General features: G+C 62.3%; 12 protein-coding genes and 1 riboswitch. Of the genes, 9 read left to right on the forward strand and 3 right to left on the reverse strand.

Annotated elements, in window-relative coordinates; genetic code table 11:
* Positions 1 to 69: 69 nt before the first annotated feature.
* Both Q0367_RS03600 and Q0367_RS03605 read right to left on the reverse strand, forming a co-directional pair.
* Positions 70 to 2,442 (reverse strand): FTR1 family protein, encoded by a 2,373-nt coding sequence (locus Q0367_RS03600; protein ID WP_297631113.1) that lies wholly within the window; start codon positions 2,440 to 2,442, stop codon positions 70 to 72.
* Between the two features lie 10 nt (positions 2,443 to 2,452).
* A complete protein-coding gene (locus Q0367_RS03605) occupies positions 2,453 to 3,538 on the reverse strand; it encodes an imelysin family protein (protein ID WP_297631111.1) in 1,086 nt (361 codons plus the stop codon).
* 390 nt (positions 3,539 to 3,928) lie between these two features.
* Here Q0367_RS03605 and Q0367_RS03610 point away from each other — a divergent pair, with 390 nt between their 5' ends.
* The 9 genes from Q0367_RS03610 (at position 3,929) to cobN (ending at position 18,591) form a co-directional block, all read left to right on the forward strand.
* Positions 3,929 to 6,109, forward strand: coding sequence for a metal ABC transporter solute-binding protein, Zn/Mn family (locus tag Q0367_RS03610; protein ID WP_297631109.1), 2,181 nt, complete (start codon positions 3,929 to 3,931; stop codon positions 6,107 to 6,109).
* A gap of 220 nt (positions 6,110 to 6,329) precedes the next feature.
* Positions 6,330 to 6,504: riboswitch (cobalamin riboswitch) on the forward strand.
* Between the two features lie 297 nt (positions 6,505 to 6,801).
* Complete coding sequence (locus tag Q0367_RS03615; RefSeq protein WP_297631106.1) at positions 6,802 to 7,914, forward strand: hypothetical protein; 1,113 nt, start codon at positions 6,802 to 6,804, stop codon at positions 7,912 to 7,914.
* A 68-nt stretch (positions 7,915 to 7,982) separates the two neighbouring features.
* On the forward strand, positions 7,983 to 9,365 hold the full coding sequence (locus Q0367_RS03620) for a cobyrinate a,c-diamide synthase (protein ID WP_297631103.1): 1,383 nt from the start codon (positions 7,983 to 7,985) through the stop codon (positions 9,363 to 9,365).
* A gap of 23 nt (positions 9,366 to 9,388) precedes the next feature.
* Positions 9,389 to 10,276, forward strand: coding sequence for a class I SAM-dependent methyltransferase (locus Q0367_RS03625; protein ID WP_297631100.1), 888 nt, complete (start codon positions 9,389 to 9,391; stop codon positions 10,274 to 10,276).
* 95 nt (positions 10,277 to 10,371) lie between these two features.
* Positions 10,372 to 11,514 carry an ABC transporter substrate-binding protein gene (locus tag Q0367_RS03630; protein WP_297631098.1) on the forward strand — a complete coding sequence of 381 codons (1,143 nt, stop codon included), beginning with the start codon at positions 10,372 to 10,374 and terminating at the stop codon, positions 11,512 to 11,514.
* Positions 11,515 to 11,722: 208 nt separating this feature from the next.
* Positions 11,723 to 12,823 (forward strand): iron ABC transporter permease, encoded by a 1,101-nt coding sequence (locus Q0367_RS03635; RefSeq protein WP_297631095.1) that lies wholly within the window; start codon positions 11,723 to 11,725, stop codon positions 12,821 to 12,823.
* A gap of 13 nt (positions 12,824 to 12,836) precedes the next feature.
* The gene (locus Q0367_RS03640) at positions 12,837 to 13,604 is read left to right on the forward strand and encodes an ABC transporter ATP-binding protein (protein ID WP_297631093.1); all 768 of its coding nucleotides are present in this window, start codon (positions 12,837 to 12,839) and stop codon (positions 13,602 to 13,604) included.
* A gap of 49 nt (positions 13,605 to 13,653) precedes the next feature.
* On the forward strand, positions 13,654 to 14,295 hold the full coding sequence (cobO, locus tag Q0367_RS03645; RefSeq protein WP_297631090.1) for a cob(I)yrinic acid a,c-diamide adenosyltransferase: 642 nt from the start codon (positions 13,654 to 13,656) through the stop codon (positions 14,293 to 14,295).
* A 3-nt stretch (positions 14,296 to 14,298) separates the two neighbouring features.
* Complete coding sequence (cobN, locus tag Q0367_RS03650) at positions 14,299 to 18,591, forward strand: cobaltochelatase subunit CobN (RefSeq protein ID WP_298981012.1); 4,293 nt, start codon at positions 14,299 to 14,301, stop codon at positions 18,589 to 18,591.
* A 136-nt stretch (positions 18,592 to 18,727) separates the two neighbouring features.
* Here the strand turns inward: cobN and Q0367_RS03655 are convergent, their stop codons facing one another.
* Positions 18,728 to 20,140, reverse strand: a complete 1,413-nt coding sequence (locus tag Q0367_RS03655) for a tyrosine phenol-lyase (protein WP_297631085.1) — start codon at positions 20,138 to 20,140, stop codon at positions 18,728 to 18,730.
* Positions 20,141 to 20,176 lie beyond the last annotated feature (36 nt).

The raw sequence follows: 20,176 nt of genomic DNA on the forward strand, positions 1-20,176 counted from the left end.
GCCGAGGCTCATAACCAAGACGCAGATGAACGGGGTTTAAATTGAAGGAGCCCCTGTCCCCAACAACCTTTACGGGTTGCCGGAGACAGGGCGGCTTGCCTGATGAGGTGCGCCAGAGCCGGAGGCGCGTGGATTGCCGCCGGCGACCGCCCGCTTGCGGCCGGCTTCGGCCAGGAAATAGCTGCCGATCACAAAGGCGGCGGCGGCGAATTGCAGGCCGACTCCCTCCCAGGTGGGATAGAGGCCGAACCACAGTCCACTCCAGTAAGGCAACGTCACTCCTTGAATGGGATGGAGAGGCATCCAGCCCACCAACTGCATCACATGCACCGTGTTGCCCACCATCACCAGCAGCACAGCGCCGATCAAGACGCCTGTGACCACGAGCATCCGCTTGTAAGGCAGCCGAGACTGCAGCCGGAAGGTCAACCAACCTACGCCCAGCACCCCGATCATGCCCAACGCAACGCCTTGCAACACCGTCCAGGCGCCCGCCTCCAACACCAGCGCCTGAAGAAAGAGCACCGTCTCAAAGCCCTCTCGATAAACGCTGCTGAAGCCCAGGGTCAAAAACCCTAGAAACTGGCCGGCGACGGCGCCGCCGAGCAGGCTTCTCTTGCGGGCGTGCAGATCGGCCATCCAGTCCGTCCAATAGACGCGGTGGAAGAACCAGTTCGTGATTAACAACAGGACGCCGATCGCCACCAATGAGACGATCGCTTCCAGTCGTTCGCCGTAGCCGCGGAAGGCGGCGAGCACCGTCTGCAGCAGCCACCAGGTGAGAGCGGAGGCGACCAGCGCCGCAGCCACGCCCCAGGCCATCGGACGCCGATAAATGCGGCGCTGTCCCACCATGCTGGCCATCAGCGCCGCCAGGATCACAACTGCCTCTAGCCCTTCCCGAAAGACGATGATCGAGGCGTTCAGCGCAACGGCGAGAGGAGACGATTGGCCGCTCAAAGCATCCTGCGCCTCGGCCAGCAGGGCGTCCAGCGCACTGCGCGTGGCTCGAATCTCCTGCAGCGAGGCTTGTCGCTCGAGCAGATGCGCCAGGCCAGGATGCTCTCCCTGACCATACCAGAAGAGATCTTCCAGCGGAATGATGTACTGCGGCGCGAAGGCGAGCAGTCGCGCCTCCGGCCCGCTTTCCAGCAGTGCGTATGCATCCAGGTGTGCGGAAGCCGCCGCACGATAGTCCCCTGCAGCCACGGCGCGCTCCATCTGATCGAGCGCCGCCTGAATCATATCGAAATCCGCCTGGCTGTCTTGCTTTTGCCAGGCGGGGGGCAGCAAGGTGCGCAGGTCGGCGTCGAGTCGGTCTACAGCCTGTTGGATGGCGTCTGGCTCCGCAACTGCCTGTCGCATCGCCGCCGCCGTCAACTGCGCATGGAGATGCTCGAAGCCCTTGTGCGCCTGCATCGTCAGGTCGGCGTTCAGGGCGGCCAGATCGGCGGAGAGGTCGTTGAACGCCGCCTGTGCACCCTCAAGAAAGGTGATCGCTTCACGGATCTCCAAATCGACGGTCACTTCGCCGTTGCGGACGCCGCGACGGTATTCCACCGGAACCAAGGCCAGGAACCGCACCATCTGCGCCGCGCGACGCGCTTGCTCGGCAGGAGTGAGAGGCGCCGCCTGAAAGTTTTCCAGCGCCTTTTCAACGAGCGGCGTAAAGGCTTGGATGGACTCGCCGTTGCGCGCCGCTGCAAGCAACTTTGCGAAGAGGGCAGCAGTCTCCTCTGCTGCGACTTCGCCTTTCGCTTTGGCGAACGCCGGCGTCAGAATGGCGAAATAACCGGCGGCCAGCCCCGCCAACTCCGCTCGGCGCACGGAGTGAGCCTGCGCCTCGGCTGCCGTCAGTGCGGTCAACGCCTCGCGCAGCCGGGCTTGATAGGCGTCGAGCAGGTCGGCGTCGACGGCTTGCCGCACAGAAGCGGCGTCCATTCCCCCCTCCCCGAGCCTGACGATCGCCAGCGTGGCGTCTGCCCGAGGGTGAGAAAAACGCGTGGCGTGACGAAATTCGCGCACCGGCAGCCACTGCTGCGCCGTTGCTTTGTCGCCGGCGTCAACAGCCTCGGTCGCCATTCGATACGCAGCGTGAAGCAGACCGGTCCAGATTTGTGCACGCGCCGCAGCGTATGCGACCATGTTGCCTGCCTCCAACGCCTTGCGTGCATCGTCGAAAGCCCCAAGGATGTGGGCGTTCACGTCCGGCGCAGCTGCAGCGATGCTCTCCTCCAGCGCTGTTTGATAGATTTGGGCGGCGCGAGAAAGATTCGCCGTCGCCTCGTCAGGCTGCAATTGCGCCGTCAACAGATGGATGCGAAGCGCCTCCACCTGTTCGGCGACATTGGACGTCTGCGCCGAAGCCGGCGAGACGCCTGTCCAGAGAAGCCCGACGATCAGCACCCACCTCCATGACGCTCTCCAAAGAGTTCGCATCATCGTTCATCCTTCACTCAACCAGTTCAATCCCCAACTCCGCAGCAATCTGGCTGATCTGACCGGTGATCGCCGTCGCTCGATTCTGAGCCTCTGCGCCCAGGATATCCGCCTCTTCGGGCGTGTAGCGACGCCCGGCCTGCTCTTGCGCGTAGATGTCGGCGACGAAAGATTTCAACGCGCTCAGGCCGGCGGCAATCTGCGCCGCCTGTTCGGGGTTGGCAGTCTCCGCCAGCGGGCGCACCTGCGCGTAGACGACCTCCAGGCCGCCGAGAATATCCTGAATGTCGGCCAACCGCGAAATCGCTACAAAGTCCCGCTGCGTCGACGCTTCTCTCGCCACGAAGCGCGAGTCGCGCCAGGAAGCGAAATATTCGCTCATGGTCGGCGTCATTACGATCAGGGCGGTGAAGGCTTCCGCTGTAGTGGGCTCCCAGGCTTCGACTGCCTGAGAGAGTTCGACAACGTACTGATAGAGCGCATCCGCGCCGCCCTTGAGCACATTGGCGTCCGGCGCCACTTCGCCAAAGCCGAGCGCGCCGTCGCCATCCCAGTCGGCTGTGACGTCGGCGAGGACGTAATCCGGATCGGTGCCCCACAGCGTGCTCTCGGTGACGCCGAACAGATTGCCCGGACGCGGCAAAATGCGGCCATCGGGCAACGTCAGGTCAATCGGCGCGGCATTTTCGGGATCCTCCTCACCGCTGGCGCCGGCGTCCAGAATCACATCAAAGGTTGCGAGGGCGGGCGTGCCGGCCACGATGCCCTCCACTTTCTCGTACAAAGGGCTGGCGGTCATCCACGCCGTGCGCGCCGCCATCAACGCCTCGACCGCTTCCGCGCTGCGCCGCTGCCAGAGAGCGGCGTAGTCGAAGTTTGCTTCAGAGGCCAGGGCGTAGTAACGATCGCTCGCTGCGGCCAGAGCAGACGCCGCCTCTTCCAGCGCCTGCACGTTGGCCTGCAGGTAACGCTTGATTTCGCTCAAATCCACCGTTTCGACGGCGCTTCTCCCTGGGGCTTCTGCTGAAGGGGAGGTTGCAGCCTGACAACCGGCGACAAGGAGCAACGCCGCCATCACAAACGCAAAAATCCTTTGCATTTTCACCATTCCTTGCAATATTTTTACAAACCGGCGCTTTGATGGGCCCATCAAACGCTTCATCCACAGGTCAAGCGACATCTCCCCGCAACAGGTTGTCGCCCGACCAGGAGTTTAGTATTTCACGCTGACCGGTCAGAATCAAGGGGAGCGCAAGTCAATCCGTCCCTCGAGCACCTGCGGTGCGACCGCATAGGAGATTTCATAATGCTTAAATGCCGGCGATTACGTGGCTTAACTCCCTTAAAAAGTGAGTCAATGATGAGGAGTAAAGTGAACAAACGCCATTTTAATTGAGAAATTATCTCATTTCCGTTTGCGCTTTCCTATCAAATGAAATAAAATCTCAATGTGTCAACGAACGATTCCTGACAAAGAAAGGAGAGCCGTGTGAAACAGTCAACCTTGCATACATCATGGATCGGTGTTTTTCTCATTTTGAGTCTGTTGTTGTCGGCGTGTGCGACAGGGACGCCGGCGCAGCCCCAAGCTGAAAACGACGCCCGCCCGCTCAAAGTCGTGGCGACGTACAGCGTGCTCGGCGACCTGGTGCAGCAGGTGGCGGGCGATCGCGTCGATCTGACCGTGCTCGTTGGCCCAGACGGCGACCCGCACGTCTACGAGCCGACGCCACGCGACGCAATTGCTCTGGCCGAGGCGGATCTTCTGTTCGAGAACGGACTAGAGTTTGAAACCTGGCTGGAAAGCCTGTATGCAGCGTCGCAGTCGCAGGCAAAGCGCGTGGCGGTGAGCGATGGCGTCGATGTGTTGCTGTTCGGCGAACATGGGCATGACGCTGCAGACCATGAACACGATCACGCGGAGCACACTCACGACGCATCGATGGGCGTTGCGCCGGCGCGGCTGGCGGTGGCGGATGGTCGAGCGGCGCTTGTACATCTGCTCGATGTGAAAAGCGGCGAGGTGATCGCCACCTATGAAGTGGCCAGCCCGGCGCGCGTCTACGCCGGCGCCGATGGGACGCTGGCCTACGCCGTGCAGATGGACGGCAATCGCGTCGACGTGATTGACGTCGGCGTTCGCTTTGAACCTCATGACGATCATGATCATCTTGTCTTGACCGACCCGGCGTTGCTTGACTTTGCGCTGGAGGGGACTCGGCCCATCCATTTCGTTGCGCATGACGGCAGGATCGCCATCTTCTACGACGGTGACGGCGCAGCGGCGGTCTTTGAGGAGAGCATCGTGCGCAGCGGCGGCGAGGCCACGCGGATCGACAGCGGCCGTCCTCATCACGGCGTGGCTGTGCCGCTGGGGGATGTGGTTCTCATTTCGCTGCCCGATCCTAACGACCCAGAGGCGACGTTGCCGGTGGGTGTGAGCGTGCGCACTCTAGACGGCGAGGAGATCGCCGTCTTCGACAACTGCCCGCGGCTGCACGGCGAGGCGAGCATCGGCCATGACGCTGTAGCCTTTGGCTGCGCCGACGGCGTATTGATCGTTGCACGCGACGGCGACGGCTGGAGCAGCCGCAAGATCGACAACCCGACCGACAATCCGAACAATGCCCGCGTTGGAACGTTGTCCTACAATGAACGCTCTGGGCTGCTCGTCGGCAACTTCAGCAGGGAGGGCGTCGCGCTCTTTGATCTGGAGGTCGGAGCGATGACGCCGGTGCGGTTGCCTGCGCCGATGTGGGCCTTTACATGGAGCGAGCATGATCCGCACGAAATATTGGCGCTGACCATCGACGGCGTCCTGCATGTGATGGACGGGGAAAGCGGCGAGCTTTTGAAAAGCCTTAACGTCATGAACCCCTTCAGCCTGCCGCAGCAGGGCGAACACGGCGCACTGCGGCCGCTGATGGTTGCGGCCGGCGACGTGGCCTACATCAGCGATCCGGACGCCGGCGACGTGATCGAAGTCAATCTCATCGAAATGGCGGTGGAGCGACGCATCCCGGTGGGGGAGGCGCCTTTTGCGCTGGCGGCCTTCGGCGCCCTGGCGGACCCGCATGCGGAGGAAAAGATGCAAGACGCGGCTCAAGAAACGGCTGCGCATGACCACGCGCACGGCGAATTCGATCCACACATCTGGATGTCCCCGCGCAATGCCGTCGTGATGGTCGAAAACATCCGCAATGCGTTGGTCGCCGCCGATCCCGCCAACGCCGATTTCTACGCCGCCAATGCCGCCGCCTACATCGAAAAGTTACAACAGCTCGACGCCGAAATTCGGGCGCTGATCGCCGAAATCCCGGCGGAGCGACGCAAGCTTGTGACGACGCACGAGGTCTTTGGCTACTTTGCCCGCGATTACGGCTTTGAGGTGGTGGGATCGGCGTTGGGGGCTGCGACGACCGAAGCCGCCGACCCCGGCGCAGGCCAGATCGCGGCGCTGGTGGAAGAGATTCGGGCGGCCGGCGTGCCCGCCATCTTTGTAGAGAACGTGGGCAATCCGGCCTTGATGGCGCGCATCGCCGAGGAAGCGGGCGTAAAACTGGCGCCGCCGCTTTACACGCACGGTCTGGGCCCGGCCGGCTCCGGCGCCGAGGATTACATCGGCATGATCCGCACCAACGTGCAGATTATCGTCGAGGCGTTGCGGTGAAGCTTTCTAGAGGCTGAAGCGGGGAATGACGACGGTGCGCCGGTCCATGACGCCGTCCGGCGCACCGTCGTCCCGGATGATTTTGCACCGGCGACCTTGAGTCCAGGCCCTAAACAGTGGGCGACACGGACGACGTTGCTCTGGACGCATGCGACGCGGCTCAGAAGCATGGATTTTCTTGATTTGCCTGATCGCAAACCGTCTGGTATTCTGCTGTTGAACAATTGAATTGTGTGAAGGTGCACCAGCCGCCCGGATGCGTGGTGCACAATGGGGGAAGACCGGTGAAGTCGTCATGACCAGTCCGGCACTGTCCCGCAACGGTAAGTCAGCGTGAGCGACGCAGTTTCTCGGCCTGACAAGTCCGATTACCCGCCTTCACACGGGCCATGTAGATCGCATGGCCGGGTTCGTGACCACCTTCGTGGACAAAGGAGGGCGAACGCATTGTAGCAACTACTTTGCGCTCGACCCGCCGGTTCGGCGGGTTTTTTGCTTCGATGCGATCCCGTGCGTCCACGGGATCGCATTTTTTGTATCCAACAATTGAGTGGGTCCGTAAAAAAGATGGAATGAAAAAACGAAATCGCCGTCTGATGCAGAAGTTGTTCCTATGTCTCTGTTACATCTTAAACAGAGATCCCTCCTGGCTACAAGAGATGCATCGCATCACAAACGGATAAGGTGAAAAGATGTCCAACTCTGATTGCAATCATTCGCCGTCGCTCGGCGCAATTGCGGCTATGCAAAGTCGATTGGGTGCGATCGCACAATTCCAGGCGGGCGTCACCGGCATCGGCAGCCTGCCGCACACCGACCCCGAGGAAGCGGTGCGCTTCATCGCAGAGCTTTGCCCGGAAATTCCTTTTTGGCCGCAGCTACCTCGCCGCAACGCCGGCGAATACATGCTTTTGCAGATGATGACGCCCTTGCTCGATCTGTTGCAGTCCAAATCTGCGGCGCGCATCGAGGTTCGGTCAAGCGCACTCTTTCAGAGGCGACTGCGCACCGCGGAAGCCGCTTTCGACGCGTCGAGCGCGGCGGGCTTTTTCGCCTTTGAAGAGGGCTGCGCCGCCGGCCTTTTCGACAACGCACGCATCTTGAAAGGGCAACTTTCCGGCCCGCTGACGTTGGGGCGCTGTCTGTTCATCGGAGATGAACGACCGCAACCGCTGATGCTCGATTCGGCGTTGATGAACGACCTGACCGACTATCTGGCCCGACTCGCCGTGTGGCAGGTGGAGCGTCTGGCGCGCTTTGGGCGACCGGTGATGCTCTTCGTCGACGAACCGGCGCTCTCGCCGGCGCTCTCAACGTCGCAGCAGATCGTTTATCTGCGCCGCGTGCTCGAGGCCATCCGTCAGGCCGGCGCGCTCGCTGGCGTGCATTGTTGCGCCTCCGGCGCAGCGTCTGCGCTGTTCGAGGCGGCGCCGGACGTCATTTCATTCGACGCCTACAGCGAGCTAGAAGTTTACATGGCGACGCCGGGGGCGCCGCGTTTTTTGGCCCAAGGCGGCGGAATGGCGTTTGGGCTGATCCCTACGTTGGCCGATCCGCTGGAGGTCTCGGTAGAAGCGCTCTTTCGCCGTTGGCAAGAGGCGACGGCAAGCAGCGAACCCAACGCACTGGCTCAGCAAAGCCTGATCACGGCAAGTTGCGGGCTGGGGCTTCTCTCCGAGTGCGCGGCGCGTGCGTCGTTCGAGCAGGCGCAACGTCTGTCGGCGCTGCTGCGCACCGAGCTGTTGGACGCTTCTGTGCAGTGGCCGCTCTCGAACAGGTGGTTTTGTCACCTTGTGCATCACTGAGATGCTGGGTCGGCTGCTTCCCGAGCAAGGACCCTTCCACCATCAAAAATTGGACTGAGGAGCGCACTATGCTTGCAACGCCCAGGTTGGTCATCGCAGCCCCTCACAGCGGCAGCGGCAAGAGCACCATCGCCGGCGGCCTGATGGCGGCGTTGGCGCAGACGCACAATGTGCAAGGCTTCAAGGTGGGGCCGGATTACATCGATCCCGGCTATCATACGCTGGCCGCCGGCCGCATCTCTCGCAACCTGGACGCGTGGATGACGCCGCGCAATGAAGTGCTGCGCATTTTCGCCCGCGCGGCGAGCGATGCGGACATCGCCGTCGTCGAGGGCGTGATGGGGCTGTTCGACGGTGTGGACGGCCGCTCGGAGGCAGGCAGCACCGCCGAGGTTGCCAAATTGCTCGACGCGCCGGTCGTGCTCGTGATCGACGTGAGCAAGATGGCGCGCAGCGCCGGCGCAATTGCGTTGGGCTGCCGCATGTTCGATCCGCACGTCCGGTTGGCCGGAGTCATCTGCAACAACGTGGCGAGCGCAAATCATGCGCTTTGGGTGACCCAGGCAGTCGAATCCGCCGGGCTGCCGGTGCTCGGCTGCGCGCCCCGCACGCCTGCGCTGAAGACGCCGGAGCGGCACCTCGGCCTGCACACGGCGGTGGAGCGCCTCGAAGCAGCGACTGCGTTTCTGCACAACGCGGCGGAAGTGGTTCGCCAGCACATCGACCTTGACCGAATATGGGAAATTGCTCGCAGCGCCTCGACGCTGGTCATCCCGGAAGCGTTGGCGCCTCCCGCGGCTGCCAAACCGGTGCGCATTGCCGTGGCGCAGGATGCGGCGTTCTGCTTCTACTACGAAGACAACTTCGACCATCTGCGCGCGGCCGGCGCCGAGTTGGTTTTCTTCAGCCCGCTGCACGACGCTGCGCTGCCGGAGGGCGTGCATGGCCTCTACTTGGGCGGCGGGTATCCGGAGCTGTATGCAGGGCGGCTCGCCGCCAACCGGAGCATGATGCGTTCGCTGCGCAGCGCCATCGACGCCGGCATGCCCACCTACGCCGAGTGCGGCGGCCTGATGGTGTTGACCGAGAGCATCACCGACCTGGAAGGTAGGACGCATCCCATGCTCGGCGTAGCCCCCGGGCGCGCCGTGATGGTCGGTCGGTTGACCCTGGGCTACCGCGAAGTCACGGCCGTGCGCGACTCGCTGCTTCTGCAGGCAGGCGAGTCGGTGCGCGGCCATGAATTCCATTATTCGGACTGGGTCGAGCGGCCGGACGATCTGCCTGCCGCCTACGCTATTCGCCCCAGGAATGCAGAGGCGACGCGACGAGAGGGCTTCGCCCAGGGAAACGTGCTGGCCTCCTACGTGCATCTACACTTCGGCGCCATGCCGAAGATGGCGCAGCGCTTCGTGCAGGCGTGCGTCGAGTATGGCGCTCGAGCGCAGTAATCATTCGAGGAAGGAGAGCTGTCGTGGAACTGGTCGCTGAAGAGCAAACGCAAGTCACCTGTGCGCAGATACAGCCGTTGCCATCCGTCGATTTTGCCAAAGTCTGGAGAGAGCGCTTGATTGCGGACAATCCCAAAGGGCGTCTAGACCCAGAAATCGACCGCCGATTCTGGGCGTCGATTGCAAACGACTATGATCGCCAGATTGAAGCGTCAGGTTCTTGCAAGCGCACTCTGGAAATGATCGGTCGGTGGCTGCGCCCGTCCGACACGCTGCTGGATGTAGGGGCAGGCACGGGGCGCTTCACGCTCCCTCTCGCCGCCCAAGTGGCCTCGGTCACGGCGCTGGACGATTCACCGGACATGTTGCGCGTGCTGGCGCAAAAAATCGAAGCGCAAGGCGTATCTAACGTCCAATTGCTTCACGGCGCAATGGAAAGCGCCCCGCTGCCGGAGCACGATGTTGTGCTGGCGGCTTGGTCGCTCTATCGTCAACTGGACTTGCCCGCAACGCTGCGCCGTCTGGCGGCGGCTGCCCGCCGGCTCCTGATCATCGTGGCAGGGCATCCGTACACGCCGCCGCACCGCCCTTTGATGGAAAAAATCTGGAATCTTCCACCCAAAGACGCATTCCCGGCGTACCTCTATATTCTAGGCGTCATGCACCAGGTCGGTCTAAACGCCGAAGCTTTTGTGGTGCGTGAAATAGTTTGTCATCGAGCCAAGGTTGTGGAAACGCTTGCGCGCAAGCTTGCTCCTGAACATGCCTCGCCGGAGGAGATCAGACGCTTCACTGCGCTGCTTCGACCAAAGTTGCAGCGCATGGGCGAGGACTACGCCTACGTTCAGGTGGGTCTGGCCGGGCTGATCGTCCACCGCCAGGAGGATGCGCTCGACCCTGTTCTTGAATGAGCCTGCTCCTCACTGCAAAGACGCTCGTGCGGAGTGAGTTCAGAGATAGACAAGAAGAGAAACCTGTATCCATTGGCTAAATTTCGGAGGGATCCATGAAACGAATTTTGGCAACCCTGTTTGGGGCTTTGTTGGTCTTGAGCGCCTGCGTGGCGCCTGTCGTCGAGCCTATTGCCACGCCGACGGCCGCCAGCGTGGGAGCAAGTGCAAGCGGCGCTGCGGACGTCATTCAGGTAGTCGACTCCACAGGGAGAGAGTTCACCATCAAGCGTCCTGTCAGCCGCGTGGTCTCGCTTAATCGCCAGATCTCCGAAGCGTTGACGCTGCTCGGCGCTCACGAACGCGTCGTCGGCACCGGCGACACGACGATCGAGAACAATCCGTTCTTGCCGTTTACGGGGCTGCCAGACGTAGGGAAGACGGGCGAGGTGAATTTGGAACTGATCCTAAGTCTACAGCCGGAGATCGTTTTTGCACACACGAACCGCGACGTCGAAATTCTGGAAGAAAAATTGGAGCCTGCAGGCATCCAGGTGATTCGCGCCGACTACTACCGCCCTGACCGGCAGAAAGATGAGCTGCGCTTGATCGCCAAAATCATGGACGTTGAGGAAAGCGCTGAAAAGTTCATCGCCTGGCAGGAATCGCTTGAGTCCTTACGCAAAGAGCGGCTGGCCGGTTTGACGGAGGAAGAGCGACGCACGGTGATTGCGCTCTCCGTGGGCTTTCTCAACTCCCAGGGAGGGTATCGCGTCTTCCCAAGCCGCTCGGCGGACGGCTCGATGGGGCCAGGCGAAGGATACGCCACCATCCTGGCAGGCGGCATCGACGCCGCCGCCGACATCGTCTGGCCGCCAGAGCAGTCTGGCACCACCGTTTTGGTCGAGCCAGAGTACGTACTTCAGCGGAACCCAGAGGTGGTGACGCTGCATGGCACCTGGTTGGGCGGCTACAAAGCGGAGGATGACTCGCAGTTCCGTGAAGTGATGGCCAACATTCTGAATACAACATCGCTGCCCCAAATCCAAGCAGTGGACACCGGCGATGTGTATATCTTCCACACCGACTTTCTGGGCGCTGCGCGCAACTTCATCGGCGTCTTGCAGCTTGCGAAGTACCTATACCCGGATCGCTTCGCCGACGTCGATGTGGACGCCTATCATCGTCAGTACTTTGAGGAATGGCTGAAAACGCCGTTTGCAGGCGTCTGGCACTTCAGCCTGAAGAATATGCAGTAAGAGAGGCGTTGCACTATCTTCCAGGAAGCTTGATGGGACCAGGCAAATAAATCTGGAGGCGCTACCCGTAGTTGCACTTTTTCAAAGGCTCCAAGACCTTGCAGTCTGGTGAGAACGTGCGGCTACCATCTTTGCCAGAGACTTTGTTGAACATCATCAAGCTTCCTGGTGCAGAATGGTATGCTCTAGAGATTGATAAAACGCAATTATGACCGAAACGCTTCAGACATCCTCGACAATCGTTAATTTTCGAACCGCCTATCAACGCGCTGGCCGCAGCAAACGGCTTATCCTCCTTGTGTTGGTGTTATTGTTGTGCGCAGCGATTTTCTATGCTATTTCCGTGGGCACCGTCTCGATCTCGCTCGCAGAAATTTTCGCCATCCTTTGGCGACAAGTTTTTTCAGACGCCTCGGGCCACTATGAACTCAATCATTACATTGTCTGGCAGATTCGGCTGCCGAGGATTGCGGCGGCTGTGATCACCGGCGTGGCGCTGGCGATGGGAGGCGTCATAATGCAGGCGATCTTTCGCAACCCACTGGCGAGCCCTTACACGCTGGGCGTCTCCAGCGGTGCAGCGTTCGGCGCCGCTTTGGCCATCGTGCTGGGAACCTCTTTGTTCGGCGTGAGGCTCGCGCAATCCGGACAAACATTGATCGCAATCAACGCTTTTCTGTTTGGTTGTCTCTCCTTGGCGTTTGTATACGCTGTGGCGCAGCTCAGGGAAGGATCCACCACCGTGCTGCTGTTGGCGGGGGTGGCGCTCAGCAGTTTATTCGGGGCGGGCGTGTCAGCGTTGAGTTATTTTTCTAACAACGAAGCGCTGCGCAATCTGACCGTCTGGCTCATGGGTGGCTTTTGGGGCGTCAACTGGGGCGCGCTGGCGATTCTGACGCCTATCACCTTACTGACGTTGGCCGTTTTGATGTTCCACGCCTGGGAGTTGAACGCCATCGGCAGCGGCGAAGAGGTGGCGGAGACGCTGGGCGTCCATGTCAAGCGGGTGCATTTGGTCACGCTGGCGACCGTCACGCTGGCGGCGTCTGCGGCGATTGCCTTCAGCGGCGTCATCGGCTTTATCGGCCTGGTGGCTCCCCATATCACCCGTAGCTTTGTCGGCGCCGACAATCGCTATTTGATTCCAGGCTCGGCGCTCACGGGCGGCCTCATGCTCCTGGCGGCCGACACCATCGCACGCACGCTCATCGCTCCCACCGAAATTCCGGTGGGCATCATCACTGCACTCTTTGGCGCACCCTTTTTCCTGTACATTCTGGTCACGCGCGAGCAGGGCATGTGGAGCTGACGGAGAAAAAGCCATGAGTCTTGAGGTGGACTCACTGCACTTTCACTATCATCGTCGACCTGTTTTACAGGGCGTCACTTGCACAATGCAGCCAGGAGAAGTCATCAGCATCCTTGGCCCCAATGGCGCCGGTAAGAGCACCTTGTTGAAGTGCATGTTGGCGCTTCTGAAACCTCGGCGAGGTCAGGTGCGCTGGGAAGGAACCGATATCCGCGCCATTGGACGCAAGCGTCGCGCGACTTTGCAAGGCTACGTGCCTCAGCAAGCCGTCGTCACGTTTCGCATAAGCGTCATGGAAATGGTCCTCCTCGGACGTAAACCCTACATTCGATTCGCCCCACGCGCCCGCGATTTTGCGGTCATCGAGTCCATCTTGCATTATCTAAACCTGCAAGAGATGGCGCATCGACCGGTCACAGAGCTGAGCGGCGGCGAGCGTCAAAAAGTGATGCTGGCGCGAGCGTTGGCGCAAGAGCCGGCTGCGCTTTTCCTGGATGAGCCGACCGCTGCGCTCGACATCGCTCACCAACTGGAAGTGCTTTCGCTTGTACAGAAACTGGCGCACGATCAGGGCAAACTGGTGGTCCTTGTGCTTCACGACTTGGCGCTGGCCGCCCGCTTTTCAGATAGACTTTTGCTAATGGAACAGGGCCGGATTTTCGCCAGCGGGCCGCCCTCTTCTGTGTTGACGACGGACAATCTCCGCAGCGTGTATGGCGTGGAGGCTGAAGTGCGCCCTGGTCGCTTCGGCCCAGAGATTACGGTGATTGACCTGGCATGATATGGACGTTTCACCGGTTTTTTGAAAAGATTCAACACGGAGATAATTCATGCCCACCGAAGACACCCAACCCACCGTCGATCGCTTTGGCATCGAGCGCGCCAATACGTCGCTCCGCGGCGATCCGGAGCGCGCGGCCAAACGCAAGGCTGCGCGACAGAGTCATCAACCCAAGGGGCTGGTGATCGTCAACACCGGAAAAGGCAAAGGCAAAACGACCGCCGCGCTCGGCATTCTGCTGCGAGCCTGGGGACGCAATTTGCGCGTCGGCGGAGTGCAGTTTTTCAAACACGAAAACGCTTCGTATGGCGAGTTGAAGGCGCTCGCCAAAATGGGAGTGGAGCTGACGCCGATGGGCGACGGCTTCACCTGGACGAGCAAAGACATCGACGAGACGCAGGCCAAAGCTCTGCACGGCTGGGAGGTGGCTAAGCAAAAGATCGCCAGCGGCGAGTACGATGTCTTTCTGCTGGACGAATTCACCTATGTGATGCACTTCGGCTGGCTGCGCGCCGACGAGGTGGTGGAGTGGCTGCGCGCCCACAAGCCGCCGCTGATGCACGTCATCATCACCGGACGCGACGCACCTGAAGCGCTGATCGAATTCGCCGACCTGGTGACGGAGATGCGCGAAATCAAGCACCCCTATCGAGACCAGGGCATCCGCGCCCAACCGGGAATCGAGTATTGAGCGATGAGCAAATATCCACACACGCGCGTTCTGCGCAGCGACGGCAAGTACATCAACGTCATTCTAAAAACAGGTCACCTCTTCGTCTGCTGCAAGGGCTGCTGCTGCGGCCTCATCGACCGCGGCCATGCGCCCGTGCCGGAGGAGCTCTATCACAACGAATGGGAGCGGCGCAAGCTGCGCCATCGCGTGCACCTGACGCTGGGCGGCTGCCTGGGGCCGTGCTCGCTCTCTAACGTCGTGATGCTGATGTTCGACGGAACCTCCATCTGGTTCCAGTCATTCAACACCGAATGGCAGGTGCTGGCCCTCTACGACTACATCGAGCAGATGGTGGAGGCCAATGCGCTGCTGCCTGTGCCGGAGACGCTCCAGCCCTTCGTCTTTAATTTCTACGCCTGGCAACAAGAGCAGCTCGCGCAGGTCCTTCAGCCCTCCGCCGCTGCAGACGTCAGACTGCAGCCTGACGATTTTGTGGCGCCGATTTTGGTGCTCTCTCACGCCGACACCGACCTGCTGGCGTTGGAACGCATCGGCGAGCGCCTGCCGGAAGATTTCCCCACGGTGCGCGGCTTGCCGCTGGAGCCGCTGCGCAAGCCCGAGGCGCTCAGTGCGTTCGAGCGCAACGAATTGCGCGACGCCCAACTGGTTCTGGCCCGCGTGGAAGGCGGGCTCGAAAGCGCGCCCCAGCTTCGGCGCATCGCCGAGGTGTGTCGGCAAACCGACCGCGTCTTTCTTTGCGTCTCCGCCATTGGCCCCGATCCACAGCTCGACGCGCTTTCCACCGATCCGGTCATCGCCCGCGACGTCTATGCCTATTTCCAAGAGGGCGGGGTGGAAAACCTGACGCAACTGCTTCTCTTCCTGAGCGACCACTATTTCGCCACCGGCTATGGCTATGCGGCGCCGCAGCCTCAGCCCAAACTGGGCCTCTATCACCCCGCGCTGGGGGGCCGCTGTGAATTCGCCGACTGGCAAGCCTATGCAGCCGGCCACAGCGGCGCCGACTGTTGCGGTGCACTCAGTCGCTGCGCCTCACCGGGGAAAAGCAGCGGCGCCGCGGCGCCTCAGGAGCGCCCCGTGATCGGCGTGCTCTTCTACCGGGCGCACTGGCTCAGCGGCAACACTGCCTTCGTAGATGCGCTGATCGCCGAAATCGAAGCGCAGGGTGCAGTTGCATTGCCCTTCTTCGTCAGCAGTCGCAACGACCTGGCCACGCTCATCCAACAATACGGCCTGGGCGAGACGCAGCCGCTCGACGTCCTGATCGCAACCACCAGCTTCACGCTCGCCTCCGACGTAGCGGCGCAGGCGCGCTTCCCCATCCTCCAGGCCATCGCCAGCGGGGAGAGCCGCGAACAATGGTTGGCCGCCATCCGCGGCCTCGGCCCGCTGGACACCGCAATGAACGTCGTGTTGCCCGAATTCGACGGACGCGTCATCACCGCGCCGATCAGCTTCAAGCAGGAGCGCCGCTACCAACCCGACGCCGAACGCATCGCCCGCGTGGTGCGGCTGGCCTTTGGCTATATCCGCCTGCGCCGCAAGCCCAACGCGCAAAAGCGCATCGCCTTCGTCCTCACCAATAGCAGCGCCAAGGCGGGCAAAATCGGCAACGCCGTCGGCCTCGACGGGCCGGCTTCGCTGCTGCGCATCTTCGACGCCATGCAGCGCCGCGGCTATCGGCTGGAAAACGCGCCGGAGACACCCGACGCGCTGATGCACGCCATCATCGCCCGCGGCAGCTACGACAAAGACTTCCTGGCCGATTTCCAGCTCGCTCAGGCGCGCTGCGCACCGATGGAGACCTACGCCGCCTGGCGCAACGGCCTCACCTGGCTCCAGCGAGAGCAAATGGACCAACGCTGGGGCGGCCCGCCCGGCCCCGCCTATGTGCACAACAACGCCCTGCTTTTTTCAACCCTGGAGCTGGGCAATGTGCTCGTGGCGCTCCAACCTCCGCGCGGCTACGGCGAAGACCCGGACGCCATCTACCATGCGCCGGAGCTGCCGCCGACCTATCACTATCACGCCTTCTACCGCTGGCTGACGACTCCACAGGAAGAGGGCGGTTGGGGTGCGGACGCTATCGTGCACATGGGCACCCACGGCACGCTGGAATGGCTCCCCGGCAAGGGCGTCGGCCCCTCGCCCGACTGCTTCCCGGACGCCTTCATCGGCGACGTCCCCTTTTTCTATCCGTATATCATGAGCAACCCCGGCGAGGGCGCGCAGGCCAAACGGCGAACGCACGCCGTGTTGATCGGCCACCTGCCCCCGCCGCAGACGAACGCCGAGCTGTACGGCGACCTGGCCGAGCTCTATCAACTGGTGACCGAATATTACGCCTGTGAGGCCACCAGCCCGGACAAGCTGCCGCTGCTCCAGGCGCAGATTTGGGAGCTGGTGCGCCGCACCCGGTTAGACGGCGAAATTGCAACAATTCTCCAACGGCAGAACGCCAAACATAGCCACGCCTGGGACGAAACCCTCACGCCGGAGGGCATTCCGGTGCGCGTGGTCGAGTTCAACGGGCCGGAGTTCGCCCACATGATCGAAGACGTGGACGGCTATCTGTGCGAGCTGCAAAGTCTGCAAATTCACGCCGGCCTGCATATCCTCGGCGAGGCTCCGCAAGGGAAGGCGCTGGTGGACATGCTCTACGCGCTGCTGCGGCTGCCGAACCTTGCGGCGCCGGGGCTGCGCGCAGCGGTGGCGCGCGCTCTGCGCGTGGAGCTGACCGACGACTGGCGCCGCGGCAAGACGCAGGAGGAGCGTCGCGTGGAGGAGACGGCCATGGGTCTGCTTCACCAGCTGGCGGAGACAAACTTCGACCCCGCCTGCGTGGGGCGCATCGTGAGCCGCGCCCTCCCCGAGGCCGACAATCACGCCGAGCTGGTCCAGGCGCTGCGCTTCGCCTGCGAGCAGGTGGCGCCTGCGTTGCGCCAGACCGACCGTGAAATTCTGAACTTGCTCGATGCGCTCGAAGGCGCTCCTGTCCCCGCAGGCCCCGCCGGCGCGCCGACCCGCGGCATGGCGCACATTCTGCCCAGCGGCCGCAACTTTTACACGGTCGATCCGCGCGGCTTGCCCAGCCCGACGGCCTGGGAGGTGGGGCGTCGGCTGGCGGAAGAGCTGATCGAGCGCTACCACAGCGAGCGCGGGGAGTATCCGCAACGGGTGGGCCTCAGCGTCTGGGGCACGACCGCCATCCGCACCCAGGGCGACGACATTGCCCAGGCGCTGGCGTTGCTCGGCGTGCGGCCGGTCTGGCGCCAGGAGAATCGTCGGGTCATCGGGTTGGAGGTGATCCCGCTGGCGGAGCTGGGGCGCCCGCGCGTGGACGTCATCCCGCGCATCACCGGCTTTTTCCGCGATGGTCTCCCGCATCTGGTCTCTCTGCTGGACGAAGCTGCTCAGCGGGTGATCGACCTCGATGAGCCGTTGGAGCAGAATTTTCCGCGCAAATTCTACCTCGAGCGCAGGGCGGAATTGATGCGCGAGGGCGCGCCGCCGCAGGAGGCCGATCGACGGGCGCGCTACCGCGTCTTCGGCAGCAAGCCCGGCGCATACGGCGCCGGCATCTTGCCCTTGATCGAGGCAGGCAACTGGCGCGATGTGCAAGACTTCGCCCGCGCGTACGTGGCCTGGGGTGGCTACGCCTACACTCGCGGGGAAGATGGGGCGATCGCCTATGAAGATTTCACTGCGGCGCTGCGCACCACCCAGGCGGCGGTCAAGAATCAGGACAACCGCGAACACGACCTTTTCACCTACGACGACTACCTCCAGTATCACGGCGGCATGATCGCAGCCATCCGCGCCCTGAGCGGCAAGCCGCCGCTCGCCTACTTCGGCGACTCCAGCGATCCGGCGCGCGTGCGCGTGCGCAGCCTGAAGGAAGAAGCCGCGCGCGTCTTTCGCGCGCGCGTCGTCAACCCCAAGTGGCTGCAGGCGATGACTCGCCACGGCTACAAAGGCGGGCTGGAGATGGCGGCGACCGTGGATTATCTCTTCGGTTACGACGCCACCTCCGACGTCGTGGAGGACTGGATGTACGCCGAGGTCGCCGAGCGTTACGCCTTCGACGCCGAGATGCAGGCTTTCCTGCGACGCAGCAACCCCTGGGCGCTGCGGGAGATCGTCCGGCGGCTGTTGGAGGCGATCCAGCGCGGGCTGTGGAACGCCGACGACGAGATGCACCGGCGCCTGCTCGACCTGCTGGCAAGCCTCAGCGGCGATCTGGAGGACTTCATGGACTGGGCGTGGTCGCGCATCGGGGAGCAGACCTCTTAATTTCTCGCGAGCACAGATTTGGGGCGTCATCCTCCAGGAAGCTCTGGGCTTCCTGGAGGATGAGAGCGTTCAATCTATCGACTGGCTGTGGGGTGTGGCGACTTCAGGAGATGGCGCCGAGCGTCGTCGATCCGGATCAGAGCGGCTCGAAGCGCGCCTGGAAAAAGCGCAGATACTTCGGCTCGTAGACCATGCGCAGGCCGCGCACCTTCTCACGTTCGTCGTAGACCGCCTTCACCGCCTCGGCGACGACATCCATGTGCGCCTGCGTGTAGACGCGACGCGGGATGGTCAGCCGCACCAGCTCCAGCTTCGGATAGCGATGCTCGCCGGTGACCGGATCGCGGCCGGCGCTGACGACTCCGCGCTCCATCGAGCGAATGCCGGAGTCCAGATAGAGCTGCGCAGCCAGCGTCTGCGCCGGGAAGCGATCCTGCGGAATGTGGGCGTAGATGGCCTTCGCGTCGAGGAAGACGGCGTGGCCGCCCACCGGCTTCACGATCGGGATGTTCCAGTCGCTCAACAGCTCGCCCAAATAATGCACCTGACCGATGCGCGCGCTCATATAGTCGTCTTGCAGCGCCTCCTCGATGCCGATGGCGAGCGCCTCCATGTCGCGGCCGGCCATGCCGCCGTAGGTGTGGAGCCCTTCGTAGATGACAACCAGATTGCGCGCCGTCTCGTAAAGGTCCTCGTGGTTCATCGCCAGCCAGCCGCCGATGTTGGCCAGGTGATCCTTCTTGGCGCTCATCCATGCGCCGTCGGTGTAGGAGCAGAATTCCTTGACAATGGCGGCGATGGGTTTGTCTCGATACCCCTCCTCGCGCTGCTGGATGAACCAGGCGTTCTCCGCCAGGCGGGTGGCGTCCAGGTAGATGCGAACGCCGTAGCGGTCGCACAGGCTGCGCAGCGCCTTGACGTTGGCCATGCTCACCGGCTGCCCGCCCGCCATGTTGACCGTGCCCGCCAGACTGACGTAGGGGATCTTTTCCGGCCCGACCCGTTTGATGAGGTCTTCGAGTTTGCCGAGATCGACGTTGCCCTTAAAGGGGTGCAGGTTGGCGGGGTCGTGCGCCTCGTCAATGATCACATCCACGAAGGTTCCGCCCGCCAGCTCCTGGTGCAGCCGGGTCGTCGTGAAATACATGTTGCCGGGAATGACGTCGCCCGGCTTGATCAGCGCCTTGCTGATCAGGTGCTCGGCCCCGCGCCCCTGATGCGTCGGCACCAGATATTTATAGCCGTAGTGCTTCTGCACCGCCGCTTCCAGGTGATAAAAATTGCGGCTGCCGGCGTAGGCTTCGTCGCCGAGCATCATGCCCGCCCATTGACGGTCGCTCATGGCGTTGGTGCCGCTGTCGGTGAGCAGATCGATGTAGACATCCTCCGAGCGCAGCAAAAAGGTGTTGTAGCCCGCTTCGGCGATGGCGCGCTCGCGGCCGGCGCGATCGAGCAGCCGGATCGGCTCGACCATCTTGATCTTCCACGGTTCGGCCCACGAACGGCGGCCGAACTGTTGCCCCATGGTCATCGGCGTTAGGTGCGTCATTGCGGTATGCTCCTTTGCATGAAAACGACTCCTTTG

Origin of the sequence: uncultured Caldilinea sp., assembly GCF_937128415.1 — a bacterium.
Taxonomy (GTDB): domain Bacteria; phylum Chloroflexota; class Anaerolineae; order Caldilineales; family Caldilineaceae; genus Caldilinea.